Consider the following 12,639-nt stretch of genomic DNA (forward strand, 5'->3'; position numbering starts at 1 on the left):
GCTGGGGCTTCGGAGGATCTGGTTGGAAAAATTACTGACCCGCTTCAGGACGTAATTGGTAGAATCACGGACCCGCTAAGTCCAGTGACAAAGCCATTAGAGCCTGTTTTAAAACCGTTAGACCCGATTGTTAGTGTACTAGACCCGGTGTTGAGACCTGTAGAGACCGTCTTGGATCCAGTATTGCAGCCGCTGGAACCAGCTTTAAATCCACTTAAGCCTGCACTAAAACCGCTAGAACCGGTCGTGCAGCAGTTGGAACCTGTCATCAAACCGCTAGAACCGGTGGTAAACGGTACGGTTAATACGGCAAATCAGACGGTGCAGACAGTTTGTTCAAAGCTTCAGTCTGCAAACGGTGTAATCACGAAGGAACTGGGCTTGCAATTAATCGATGAGGCATTAACGAAAAAGGTCGACCTAAATCAGGTATGTCCGGCAGACACGACTCTGACTAACCAATTGGTAAAAATAGAAGAAAGCTTATTGAACACACTAGGAATTTCAAAGTTGCTGGGAATACTGATTCCGAATGATCCTGTTTCGAAGCTAACCAAAATGCGTGATGAGATTATGAAAAAGCCGGATGGTACGGTTATTTATAGTCAATAGAGAAAGAGCAGGCCTCAAGAGTGCCTGCTCTTTCATTTTTGATTTTTGATAGGATTAAAACGCCCAATTTCCTGCTTTAAAAATAGGTTCTGTCTGTCCATCTGCGGTGATGCCATCGATGTCCATTTCAGCCGATCCAATCATGAAATCAACGTGAGTGATGCTCTCGTTTAGCCCGTTTTCCTTTAATTCATCGCCAGACATTTTCTTGCCGCCTTCGATACAGAAAGAATATGCCATTCCGATAGCAAGATGGTTTGAGGCATTTTCATCAAACAATGTGTTGAAGAAAAGAATGTTAGATTGGGAGATTGGCGAGTTATACGGAACTAGTGCCACTTCACCAAGATAGTGGGAGCCTTCATCGGTTTCCACAAGATGCTTCAGAACTTCTTCGCCTTCCTCAGCTTTTACCCCGACAATTCTGCCGTTTTCAAAGGTAATTGAAAAACGGTCAATGATATTTCCGCTGTAGCTGAGCGGCTTCGTGCTTGTGACGGTGCCGTTTACGCCAGTTTTTAATGGAACCGTAAAGACCTCTTCTGTTGGCATGTTGGCCATAAACTCAACACCGTTTTCATTGACACTGCCTGCGCCAACCCACAGATGATTTTTCGGCAGCTCAATTGTTAAGTCTGTGCCAGGTGCTTTGTAATGAAGCTTTGCATACCGTTTTTCGTTGAGGTATGACACTTTTTCATGAAGGGTTTCATCATGCTTTTTCCAGGCTTCGACCGGGTTTTCAGCATCCACACGGACTGCTTTAAAAATAGCATCCCAAAGCTTTTCAATCTGCTTTTCGGCAGGCTCGCTCGGAAACACCTTGGCAGCCCAGGCAGGGGACGCTGCGGCAACGACAGTCCAGCTGACCTTGTCTGATTGAATCGCTTGACGATGCTTAGTCATTGCTTTTCCGGCAGCCTTTTGGAAGTTGGCAATCCTCTGCGGGTCAACGCCTTTTAGCAAGTCTGGACTTGAAGACACCACTGACATAAAGGCAGCACCCTGCTCAACCAATTCTTCCATTTCCTTAGCCCGCCACTGCGGGTATTCGTTGAATACCTCATCTGGTGCCAGTTCATATTTGGTTCTTGTAACCACATCATCGGCCCAGTTGATAATGACATTGCGGGCGCCCGCTTCATAAGCCTTTTTAACGATTAAGCGGACAAACTCGACTGCGTCTAAGGAAGCGTTGACCAATAGGCTTTGATTTTTTTGAATATTTACGCCGACCTTAACTGCAAGCTCCGCGTATTTTTCAAGGTTAATTTGAAAATGACTCATATATGTATAATCTCCTTTATCAGAATCTTCCTTTATTGTAGCGTTTTTATTATGAAAAAGAAAATGATAGAGGGGCAGTGTTTTAAGCAAAAAAAACAGCAGGAATAGTGTTCCTACTGCAGTTTGCTGCCATAAACTTTTATATTAAAATATACCCCTGCGGAAAATAAAACGATAAATGTAATAATGCCTGACAATGAAGTGGGAGCCATAAATGTTGACAGTTCCACTTTGTCCACCGCCTTTGAAATATGTAATGTTTACACTCTAAGTATAATACTAAAAGGGGTAATTGTGAATAATTTAGTACAATTTTTTGTCTGAATTTTGAACAATAATTAAAGGGACCCTGCTAAGCTAGGATCCCAGTTTAATAGATTCTTTTTCAAATGAATAAAACATCAGCCAATAAAAGAAGGCGCTGAGGAGTGTAAGCAAAAATAATACAAAAAATGTCCAGTTGTATCCAATCCAAACGGTCATCGGGATGGACAACGGCGCGATGGTTCGGCTGATGGTATACCGCAGACTCGCTGCCGCAAAGTACTGGCCCCGCATATGTTCGGGGGCAAGTTTGGACACAAAGCTTTGCTGGAGACCTGCACCCATCAATTCTGCAAAGGTAAATACCGCCATTGCGAACATCAATCCCCAAATCCACTGCGTTTGGCTAAACAGAATCAATGAAACTCCGTATACAACCGATGATAATACGAAAATATTTCTTTCATTAAAATTAGCTGTCCATTTGGTCACGATGACAGTTAATAACGCAACCAGCAGGCCATTCTCGGCAAGTACCATTCCAAAGGCTTGCTCACCGCCGACCTTAAATGACCAATCCCCAAAAGAAAGTAGATTTTGATTGTGAACAACATCCTTCATATACACTGGAAACAATAGATCCAACTGCATAAACGTTTGGCCGGCTAAAACCCCCGCTACGATAAACAGGAGAAATGTTTTATCCCGTACAATTATTGCATAGTCCCGAAATTGATTGATTAAAAAATAGTACCATTTTCCGTCGACGGATAAAGCTGAAGTTTTTTGAACGGGCACTGTTTCTTTTGTTAATTTTGCTAAAATAATGCCAAGCATCATACAAACAATCGCAGCAGCAAGCAATAACTGAAAGCGGTAATGAGCATAAAAAATCCCGCCTAAAATAGGGCCGATGACTACTGCGATATTGATAGATGTATAAAATATGGCGAATACCTGGCTGCGGTGTTTTTCCTCCACCAAATCAGCAACCATTGCCTGGCTTGCCGGCCAATAAAAGGAACCGAAAACACCGGCCGCAGCAAATGCTGCGAATCCAAGTATTGGAGACTGAAACCAGGGAGAACTGGCTGCTGAAAAAGCTAAAAAGGAAAATCCTTGCCCAATGGCAGAGAGAACCATCATTCGTTTCCGCCCAAATCGGTCAGCACAGTAGCCGCCCAACAGGTTAGCTGCCACCGCAAATATTTGTGAAAAAACCAATAACAAACCAGCTTTGCTCTTGCCGAATTCCTCTGCAAAATAAATCGACAGAAACGGAAAGAACATCCAATAAGTAATATTCATGGCCGCCTCACCGAACAGGCGAACCTTCAAATTCATATCCCAATCTCTAATCCGCATTCAAAAATCTCCATTTCCAAAAATCGTGCCAATTTATCATACTATTCAAGTGGAAGGGAATACAAGAAAAAAAGAGACTGCTTTCCCATCATTGCTTACCATTAATGTAATTGAAGTTTCGGAATTACTGAATCCATTAGAGACGTATGCTATATTTAACTTACTGTAATTCGAAAGGATGTTTTAAATATGGCAAAAAGTGTTGTAATTGCTGAAAAACCTTCTGTCGCGCGTGATATTGCACGTGTGCTTAATTGTAATAAAAAAGGAAATGGGTATCTAGAAGGCGAGAAATATATCGTTACGTGGGCACTAGGACACCTTGTCACGCTTGCTGACCCAGAAGATTATGATGTGAAATATAAAACATGGAAATTAGAAGACCTGCCAATGCTGCCTGAACGTATGAAGTTAACAGTCATTAGGCAGACCGGGAAACAATTTAATGCCGTTAAGAGTCAACTGACTAGAAATGATGTCAACGAAATAGTCGTGGCCACGGATGCAGGGAGAGAGGGAGAATTAGTTGCACGTTGGATTATTGATAAAGTAAAAGTCAATAAACCTATTAAACGTTTATGGATCTCATCTGTTACTGATAAGGCGATTAAAAATGGTTTTGCAAACCTGAAGCCTGGTAAGTCTTATGACAATTTATATGCTTCAGCTGTCGCACGTTCAGAAGCTGACTGGTATATTGGGCTGAATGCAACACGTGCTTTAACGACCAGGTTCAATGCCCAACTAAACTGCGGACGTGTACAAACACCTACTGTTGCGATAATTGCAGCACGTGAGGACGAAATCAAAAATTTCAGAGCGCAATCTTATTACGGCATTGAAGCCCAAACATCCAACCAACTAAAGCTGACTTGGCAGGATGCAAAAGGAAACAGCCGAAGCTTCGATAAAGAAAAAATTGAGGCCATTGTCAAAAAGCTTGGCAAACAAAACGCTATTGTAACGGAAATTGAGAAAAAGCCTAAGAAATCTTTTTCTCCGGGTCTTTATGACTTAACAGAATTGCAGCGTGATGCGAATAAAATCTTTGGCTACTCTGCTAAGGAAACGTTAAACATTATGCAAAAGCTGTACGAGCAGCATAAAGTTTTAACGTATCCTCGTACTGATTCGCGCTACATTTCTTCTGACATTGTCGGAACACTCCCTGAACGGTTGAAAGCATGTGCAATAGGTGAATATCGTCCATTAGCTAATAAGGTCTTAAGTAAGCCTATTAAAGCTTCTAAGGCTTTTGTTGATGACAGCAAAGTATCAGATCATCATGCGATAATACCAACAGAAAGCTATGTAAACTTCTCAGCCTTCACAGATAAAGAGCGTAAAATTTATGATTTAGTCGTAAAACGTTTCTTAGCGGTATTATTCCCGGCATTCGAGTACGAGCAGTTAACGCTGCGAGCCAAAATCGGTGATGAGAACTTCGTGGCTCGTGGAAAAACGATTATTTCAAGTGGCTGGAAAGAAGTTTACAATAATCGCTTTGAAGATGACGATGCGTCAGATGATTTGAAAGAACAGATTTTACCTCGCATCGAAAAAGGCGATACATTAATTGTGAAACTTATCGCACAAACGGCTGGACAAACAAATCCGCCAGCTCGATTTAATGAGGCGACATTACTTTCGGCAATGGAAAACCCTGTAAAGTACATGGAAACAAACAATAAACAGCTCGCAGAAACATTAAAATCTACGGGTGGACTGGGAACTGTTGCAACACGAGCTGACATTATTGAAAAGCTATTCAACTCGTTCTTAATCGAAAAACGAGGTAAAGACATTCATATTACTTCCAAAGGCCGGCAATTGCTGGATTTAGTGCCGGAAGAGCTAAAATCCCCTGCTTTAACAGCGGAGTGGGAACAAAAGCTTGATCAAATTGCGCATGGCAAGTTGAAAAAAGAAGTGTTTATCAGCCAAATGAAAAACTACACGAAAGAAATCGTGGCTGAAATTAAAGCAAGTAATAAAAAATATAAGCACGATAATATTTCTACAAAAAATTGTCCTGACTGTGGAAAACCAATGCTTGAAGTGAATGGCAAAAAGGGAAAAATGCTCGTTTGCCAAGATCGGGAATGCGGGCATCGTAAAAATGTCTCACGTGTTACAAACGCACGCTGTCCACAATGCCATAAAAAACTTGAGCTGCGTGGCGAGGGTGAGGGCCAAATCTTCGCATGTAAATGTGGATATCGTGAAAAACTTTCTGTTTTCCAAGAACGCCGGAAAAAAGAATCCGTCGGGAAAGTGGATAAACGGACAGTACAAAAATACTTAAAGAACCAGCACAAAGAGGAAGAACCTTTGAATAGTGCGTTGGCTGACGCGTTAAAAGGGTTGAAGTTTGATTAACACCATACTTAAGGGGCTATTCAAGAAGAGTGATTTCTTTATGAATAGCCTCTTTCATTCATTATCCTGCTAAAGTGATAATGCGCTAAAATTCAGAAAATTTAGTTGACAGGCAAGGTATCTGTCACATAAAATATTATCAAACTAATAATAATTTTTAGAATGGGTGGAAAATCATGAGGCAGCGCCGAAGAACCGTTCAAAATTTTATAACGTTTATTAAAGAGGCTGGATTCCAAATCTAATCAGAAATGGAATCCAGCCTCTTTCTTTATCTTACTAAAGTAATAGAGGAGTGGAGAGAAATGATCATATTAACAGGTAACAGTCTAACATTGGAGCAAATGAAGGAAGTATTGTACCGTGGCCAAAAGGTTGGCGCTTCGGAACAAAGCATGGAGGCAGCAGCGAAGAGCCGGGAAGCGGTGGAACGAATTGTTTCTGAGCGTAGAGTTGTTTATGGAATCAATACCGGGTTTGGAAAGTTCAGCGATGTACTTATCGATAAAGAACATGTGCAGGATCTGCAGTTGAATTTAATCCGCTCGCATGCCTGTGGTGTAGGGGAGCCATTCCCAGAAGTGGTGTCAAAAGCAATGGTCGTTCTTCGTGCCAATGCCCTGTTAAAAGGTTACTCAGGCATTCGTCCGGTAGTCATTGAAAGACTGATTGAGCTGGCTAACAAAGACATTATTCCGGTTATTCCGCAGCAGGGTTCATTAGGTGCTAGCGGGGATTTGGCGCCATTATCCCATTTGGCATTAGTTGTTGTAGGTGAAGGCGAAGTATTCTATAAAGGCGAGCGTGTGGAAGCAGGCATTGCACTTCAGCAGGAAGGTCTTTTCCCGCTAACACTTGAGGCTAAAGAAGGTCTTGCTCTCATTAACGGAACGCAAGCCATGACAGCTATGGGGGTCGTCGGATACCTAGAAGCAGAGCAGCTTGCTTTTGAGAGCGAACTGATTGCTTCCATGACGATTGAAGGGTTAAATGGAATTCTCGATGCTTTTGCAGAAGAGGTTCAAGTGGCCAGAGGCTACCAGCAGCAGATTGATACAGCAGCAAGAATCCGCCGCTATTTGAGTGACAGCTTATTAACAACGATGCAGGGAGAACTGAGGGTTCAGGATGCTTACTCTCTTCGCTGCATCCCGCAGGTTCAAGGTGCTTCCTGGCAGGCGCTTGATTATGTAAAAGAAAAGCTAGAAATCGAAATGAACGCGGCGACTGACAATCCACTAATTTTTGATGATGGGGAAAAGGTCATCTCCGGTGGAAACTTCCACGGGCAGCCAATTGCTTTTGCAATGGACTTTATGAAAATCGCAGTAGCAGAGCTTGCTAATATTTCGGAACGTCGTGTGGAACGGTTAGTTAATCCGCAATTAAGCGATCTGCCGCCGTTTTTAAGCCCGCAGCCAGGCCTGCAATCAGGGGCAATGATTATGCAGTATGCAGCGGCTGCACTTGTTTCAGAAAATAAAACTTTGGCACATCCAGCTAGTGTGGATTCCATTCCATCTTCGGCAAACCAAGAGGATCATGTCAGCATGGGGACGATAGCATCAAGGCATGCACATCAAATCATCCAAAACACTCGCAGGGTCCTTGCGATTGAGATGATTTGCGCCATGCAGGCCGTCGAATATCGCGGTGTAGAGAAAATGGCGACCCATACGAAGAACTTCTATGAAAAAGGTCGTGAGCAGGTGGCATCCATTAAGCAGGACCGCATCTTCTCGAAGGATATCGAAAGACTCGCAGAATGGCTGAAAACCGTGGAATTTTCTCAGTTTATGAAGAAATTAAGCTTCGAAAAATAAACAGAGTAAAAAGGCGTGAAAACTCTTCACGCCTTTTACTCTGTCTGCTCAGGAAGCAGGCGGGCGGTATCCTGCCGCGTGTCCTCTTCCTCAATTCTATTTTTAAAGGCCTCCTGGGTGACAATAAATTCTTCATCCCCAATTGCCTGCTCAGCATGACTCTCGGTCATGGTGTTCTTGGGGAATTCACCCGGATGGTTTTTGTTTTTATGATTAAAATGTTCTCCACGTGCCAAGTCTAACACTCCTTTCGTTATCGCTTGTAGCATGCCCCAATAAAGCTGAAATCATTACCGATTTATTTTTCAACCAAAATGGACCTTTGTTATAATAAATCTAGTGAGTATGCTAAAAAAGGAGGGCAATAACATGGATATGTTTCATATTGTCTCAGAAGATCGGATTAAAAAAGCATACAAAGATGGAGAATTTGATAATCTTCCTGGATATGGAAAACCGCTGAAGCTTGAAGATTTATCAGGTATTCCAGAAGAACTGCGCATGGCTTATAAAATCATGAAAAATGCTGGCTTTTCAGAAGAGGAAAACCATTTACGCAAAGAGATGATGACCATCGAGGATCTCATCAAAAAATGTGACGACAGCGGTAAGAAGGAAGATTTGCAAAAAAAGTTAAATGAAAAGCTCCTTCGCTTTAATCAATTGATGTCAAAACGAGGGGCGAAAACAAATTCGTCCATTTTCAAAAATTACGAACAAAAGGTAGAAAAACGGTTTAAATAAATTCTGATTAGCAAAAAAAAGCTGGCGAGGAGAGAATTTTTACAATTCCTCTTCACCAGCTTTTTCTTCTAATTTGGCAGGCTTGCACATGCGGTCTAAGAAATAACCTGCAAATACCATAAAAGCAATGGGGATTGAAAAGTTTAACACATGAACAATGGTCAATGCCTATCACCTCTATTTTTATTTGAATATTAACAATATTCCGTATATTATTATGTTGTTAATATTATATGCTAATCGTCACAAATTAGACAAATGTTTTCGTCATAAAATCAGAGCCAAAAATAAAGAAGGAAAATTTTCTTCCCACAAATTAGGAGGATATTCGACTTCAAATGCTCTATTATTTATATATTCCATTTTCAGGCAATGGGAATTAGAGGAAAAAATGCGGGAGTTTGTCAAAAAATGTCTAAAAAAGGGGTTTAGAATATTAAAAATGCTGACAAAAACTAACACTTTGTTATAAAAGGACTAGTTATAATGAACTTACTAAATAGTTAGTGTGAATTTAGTCCTAGAAAAGATGAACTAATGAAATAATAAATAGACAGTTATTTTTCAGAAAAAGGCAAACTTGGTGAAAATCAAGGACGCAAAGCCGAGGGTCTAAGGTGGAAATAGAGAGAAGCTATGATGGCCGGGCTGCCTGAAATACGGGTAAGTATTTTAGGGGGTTGTTAGTATGAATTTGGAGATTGAGCAGATGGAGAAGCTTGACAAGGATTGGCTAGTACTAATTATGGAAGCTAAGAGGATTGGATTATCGGTAGAAGATATTCGAAATTTCCTAAGCGGTAATCACCAATCAGAACAACTTGTTACATACCAAAATGAAAAAACATCCTACAAAAATTAAAAATTTTTGTAGGATGTTTTTTTTTGTACATTTTAACTATTGTTTTGATTGTTCCGCCATTTATTAAATTCCAAGAACTCGCGGAATTGATCTTTTGAAACACCGGAGGTCATGGCTTCCTTTACTAAATTCATCCAATCATTGTCCAATGCCGTCTTGTCAATCTGCTCATGTATTAAATGCTCAACCGGAATGTTTAATACACCGGCAATCTTTTCAAGAAACTGTATGGACGGATTTTTTTGAAGGTTTCTCTCAAGCGAGCTTAAATAGGATTTTGCAACTCCTGCCTGCTCTGCTAGTTCAGAAAGTGACATCTTCTTCTCTTGGCGGAATTTCTTTACGCGGTCACCTATCATGGATTCTCACACACCTAAAAATAATTTATAACATCATTCTATCAAAAAGAATTTGAGAGTACCATATTAAGAACAAAGGAATATGGCAAATTATCGAAATTTGCATAATTAGTTTTTAAATTGAGAAAGTAGTTTTGAAAAATAAGTCCGTTAGCGTTAATATTAAAGTGTTGCCAAAAATGTCATATAGTAATCGTTTTTATATACCAGCATTCGCACAAATAGGTCTCCAGACAAAAGAATTTATTCAAAAAGGCAGGGGAACATTACATGATTGTCTTAAAGTCACAACGAGAAATCGAAGCAATGAAAAAGGCAGGAGAAATCCTCGCTGCCTGTCACAAAGAAATTGCCAAAATGATTAAGCCAGGGATTACCACTTGGGAAATTGATCAGTTTGTAGAGGGATTTTTAAAAAAGCATAATGCCACTCCGGAACAAAAAGGTTATAAGGGCTACGAATACGCAACATGCGCAAGTATTAACGATGAAATCTGCCATGGCTTCCCGCGCAAAGAACCATTGCAGGAAGGGGACATCGTCACGATTGATATGGTTGTTAATTACAACGGGGCCTTGGCTGATTCAGCATGGTCTTACGCAGTTGGCGAGGTTTCCGAAGAGACTGAGCATTTATTAAAAGTCACAAAGGAAGCCTTGTACAAGGGAATTGAACAAGCGGTTCCAGGCAACCGGATTGGCGATATCGGTCATGCCATTCAGACTTGTGTGGAAAGTGAAGGACTCGCGGTTGTCCGCGACTTTATCGGACATGGGATTGGAGCAGTGATTCACGAAAAGCCGGATGTACCGCATTACGGTTTGCCAGGTAAAGGCCCAAGAATTAAAGAGGGAATGGTATTTACGATTGAGCCAATGGTGAATATCGGATTATTATTCACCAAAATGGATTCAAATGGATGGACAGCAAGGACCGTCGATAGCACCTATTCCGCCCAATATGAGCACACAATCGCCATCACCAAAGATGGCCCGATCATTTTAACTGATCAAGATTAAAAAATAAAAACAGATCTCATTCGAGGTCTGTTTTTATTTTTTACGCAAGTTTCCCAATTCTTCAACTAAAGCCTGCATTTCATTAGGGCTGAAGGAATTCTTTTTCATTACCATTTCATAAATCTCTTTCAACTCTTCATACATTTCCTCATCAAAATGGGAAGGTTTAATTGCGCCTAGATTCAAAACCTTTAACTTCTCTTTAATTTGCTCAATCATATATTCAACATTTTCTACCGACTTCAACGATAAATCCATTTTCGGTCACCCTTTCGGAAATTCATATGTCCATCTTTTCATGTTCACTGAATGATGTCAACACAGAAAAATTAGGGCCAGACTTGCATACCCTTTCTAGATAAAGCAAAATAAATGATAGGAAAATTCATTGGAATAATTTTCATTCATTTTTATGATTAAGCAAGGAGAGGTTAAGATGACAAAGAATAAATTTTGGCAGGGAATGCTGATTGGAGCCATTGCGGGCGGAGCGATTAGTCTCTTCGACAAACAAACCCGTCAAATCATGAAGGAGCACGCTTGCAAAGTTTCCGGAAAGGTGTCTTATGTTGTCCGACATCCGGGTGAAATGGTCGGGAAGGTAAAGGAAACGGCAGAGAAAATTATGGATACCGTCGAGCAGGCGGGTGAAGATATTTCCTATATCATGGATAAGGTGGATGAGCTTCGAGACTTGACACCTAAAGTGACCGAGACAATCAGGGAGACAAAGAAAACTTTCAGAGATGATGTGGATACCGACTTTGTTGAGGAAATCTTTGATGAAAAAGAATTTAAATAAATAAAGGAGAAGTGATAATGAAGGACAAAGGAAATGTTCGATCTTCGTTAATCCGCTTGCTTTGGCACCGGATTGACGAGGATGATCTTCCGGGAATGAGTGCGCAGTTAGCCTATTATTTTCTTCTTTCACTGTTTCCGCTTTTAATTGTAATTTTTACCCTAATGCCCTATCTCCCTTTTCACGAACATGATGTTTTAGGGATCATAAGCGGCTTTGCGCCGGAAGATGCTATGAAATTGATTGAAAAAAATATAAGTGAAATCATGAGTCACCGGAATGGCGGATTGCTTTCTTTCGGGGTAATTGGGACGATTTGGTCGTCCTCTAATGGAATTCATGCGATTATGAGGGCTTTTAACAAGGCATATAATGTCGAAGAAAGTCGTTCCTTTATCGTTTCCCGCGGCATGGCCATTTTGCTGACGTTCGGAATGGTAATCGTTTTTATTGTCGCCATCGTATTGCCGGTGTTTGGCAGGGAAATAGGCCTGTTTTTATTTTCGCAATTTGGCTATTCAAGTGAATTTCTAAAACTTTGGAATACATTAAGTCTGGCTGTTAGCGCGATTATTTTATTTCTAATTTTTACAGGACTATACTGGGTGGCTCCAAATGTTAAACTTCGCTGCCGGAGTGCCTTTCCGGGTGCCGCCTTTGCGACTGTCGGCTGGATCATTTCCTCGCTTGGTTTATCTTACTATGTGGGGAATTTCGGCAATTATTCGGTTACCTACGGTAGTATTGGAGCAATTATTGTGTTGATGCTTTGGCTATACATTTCTGCCTTTATCATCATTTTAGGCGGCGAAATTAATGCATTTTTCAGTGAAGAAAACCGTTCTAACTGCTAATACTTACCTTTATGAAAACCGTTTAACTGTCCAAACTAGGATTGGGGACTACTTCATTACTAGGGAGGTTTGGACGATGACAAAACAAACAAAAAAAGACGGCGGCACGAAACAAAAAGGCAAGGGCAGCAAAGGAAATAAGACATCAGGATCCGCTAATGGGTCAAACGGATACCATTAATGGTTATAGTTATAGAAAAGGACCGGGTACTTTTGTACCCGGTCCTTAATGTTTGCCTAATTTGCGGATAGGCGCTTGTCAATTGCG

14 protein-coding genes and 1 riboswitch are annotated in these 12,639 nt (G+C 40.9%); of the genes, 8 read left to right on the plus strand and 6 right to left on the minus strand.

The genetic code is table 11. The features are described from left to right. Positions 1–612 (plus strand): hypothetical protein (locus KHB02_RS17720; protein WP_241113932.1); only part of this gene is annotated, 612 nt, incomplete at its 5' end. A gap of 54 nt (positions 613–666) precedes the next feature. Here the strand turns inward: KHB02_RS17720 and KHB02_RS17725 are convergent. Together KHB02_RS17725 and KHB02_RS17730 are read right to left on the minus strand one after the other, a co-directional pair. Beyond that, complete coding sequence (locus KHB02_RS17725; RefSeq protein WP_213146562.1) at positions 667–1,899, minus strand: aminopeptidase; 1,233 nt, start codon at positions 1,897–1,899, stop codon at positions 667–669. 357 nt (positions 1,900–2,256) lie between these two features. Beyond that, entirely contained in the window at positions 2,257–3,528 is a 1,272-nt protein-coding gene (locus tag KHB02_RS17730) for an MDR family MFS transporter (protein ID WP_213146563.1), read from the minus strand. Positions 3,529–3,717: 189 nt separating this feature from the next. Between KHB02_RS17730 and KHB02_RS17735 the strand changes: the two genes are divergently transcribed. Together KHB02_RS17735 and hutH are read left to right on the plus strand one after the other, a co-directional pair. After that, positions 3,718–5,907: a DNA topoisomerase III gene (locus tag KHB02_RS17735; RefSeq protein ID WP_213146564.1), complete on the plus strand. Its 2,190-nt coding sequence runs from the start codon at positions 3,718–3,720 to the stop codon at positions 5,905–5,907. A 305-nt stretch (positions 5,908–6,212) separates the two neighbouring features. Next, positions 6,213–7,730 (plus strand): histidine ammonia-lyase, encoded by a 1,518-nt coding sequence (gene hutH, locus KHB02_RS17740; protein WP_213146565.1) that lies wholly within the window; start codon positions 6,213–6,215, stop codon positions 7,728–7,730. A 35-nt stretch (positions 7,731–7,765) separates the two neighbouring features. Here hutH and KHB02_RS17745 read toward each other — a convergent pair whose 3' ends face one another. Continuing rightward, complete coding sequence (locus KHB02_RS17745) at positions 7,766–7,966, minus strand: hypothetical protein (protein ID WP_213118150.1); 201 nt, start codon at positions 7,964–7,966, stop codon at positions 7,766–7,768. A gap of 133 nt (positions 7,967–8,099) precedes the next feature. Between KHB02_RS17745 and KHB02_RS17750 the strand changes: the two genes are divergently transcribed. Beyond that, a complete protein-coding gene (locus KHB02_RS17750; protein ID WP_213146566.1) occupies positions 8,100–8,474 on the plus strand; it encodes a DnaJ family domain-containing protein in 375 nt (124 codons plus the stop codon). A gap of 39 nt (positions 8,475–8,513) precedes the next feature. Here KHB02_RS17750 and KHB02_RS29810 read toward each other — a convergent pair whose 3' ends face one another. After that, positions 8,514–8,639 (minus strand): hypothetical protein, encoded by a 126-nt coding sequence (locus tag KHB02_RS29810; RefSeq protein ID WP_277398290.1) that lies wholly within the window; start codon positions 8,637–8,639, stop codon positions 8,514–8,516. Positions 8,640–9,037: 398 nt separating this feature from the next. Next, positions 9,038–9,130, plus strand: a riboswitch (cyclic di-GMP riboswitch). A gap of 32 nt (positions 9,131–9,162) precedes the next feature. On the opposite strand from KHB02_RS29810, the gene KHB02_RS17755 reads away from it, so the two are divergent. Beyond that, positions 9,163–9,336, plus strand: coding sequence for an anti-repressor SinI family protein (locus tag KHB02_RS17755; RefSeq protein ID WP_213146567.1), 174 nt, complete (start codon positions 9,163–9,165; stop codon positions 9,334–9,336). A 32-nt stretch (positions 9,337–9,368) separates the two neighbouring features. Here KHB02_RS17755 and KHB02_RS17760 read toward each other — a convergent pair whose 3' ends face one another. Beyond that, positions 9,369–9,695 (minus strand): helix-turn-helix domain-containing protein, encoded by a 327-nt coding sequence (locus tag KHB02_RS17760; RefSeq protein WP_213146568.1) that lies wholly within the window; start codon positions 9,693–9,695, stop codon positions 9,369–9,371. 270 nt (positions 9,696–9,965) lie between these two features. On the opposite strand from KHB02_RS17760, the gene map reads away from it, so the two are divergent. Next, complete coding sequence (map, locus tag KHB02_RS17765; protein WP_213146569.1) at positions 9,966–10,715, plus strand: type I methionyl aminopeptidase; 750 nt, start codon at positions 9,966–9,968, stop codon at positions 10,713–10,715. A gap of 33 nt (positions 10,716–10,748) precedes the next feature. Here map and KHB02_RS17770 read toward each other — a convergent pair whose 3' ends face one another. Then, positions 10,749–10,973 carry a DUF1128 domain-containing protein gene (locus KHB02_RS17770; protein WP_213146570.1) on the minus strand — a complete coding sequence of 75 codons (225 nt, stop codon included), beginning with the start codon at positions 10,971–10,973 and terminating at the stop codon, positions 10,749–10,751. Positions 10,974–11,151: 178 nt separating this feature from the next. On the opposite strand from KHB02_RS17770, the gene KHB02_RS17775 reads away from it, so the two are divergent. Together KHB02_RS17775 and KHB02_RS17780 are read left to right on the plus strand one after the other, a co-directional pair. After that, positions 11,152–11,517, plus strand: a complete 366-nt coding sequence (locus tag KHB02_RS17775; RefSeq protein WP_213146571.1) for a YtxH domain-containing protein — start codon at positions 11,152–11,154, stop codon at positions 11,515–11,517. Between the two features lie 17 nt (positions 11,518–11,534). After that, positions 11,535–12,371 carry a YihY/virulence factor BrkB family protein gene (locus tag KHB02_RS17780; RefSeq protein ID WP_213146572.1) on the plus strand — a complete coding sequence of 279 codons (837 nt, stop codon included), beginning with the start codon at positions 11,535–11,537 and terminating at the stop codon, positions 12,369–12,371. The last annotated feature ends 268 nt before the right edge of the window (positions 12,372–12,639 follow it).

The organism is Neobacillus citreus (assembly GCF_018343545.2).
Lineage (GTDB): Bacteria > Bacillota > Bacilli > Bacillales > Cytobacillaceae > Neobacillus > Neobacillus citreus.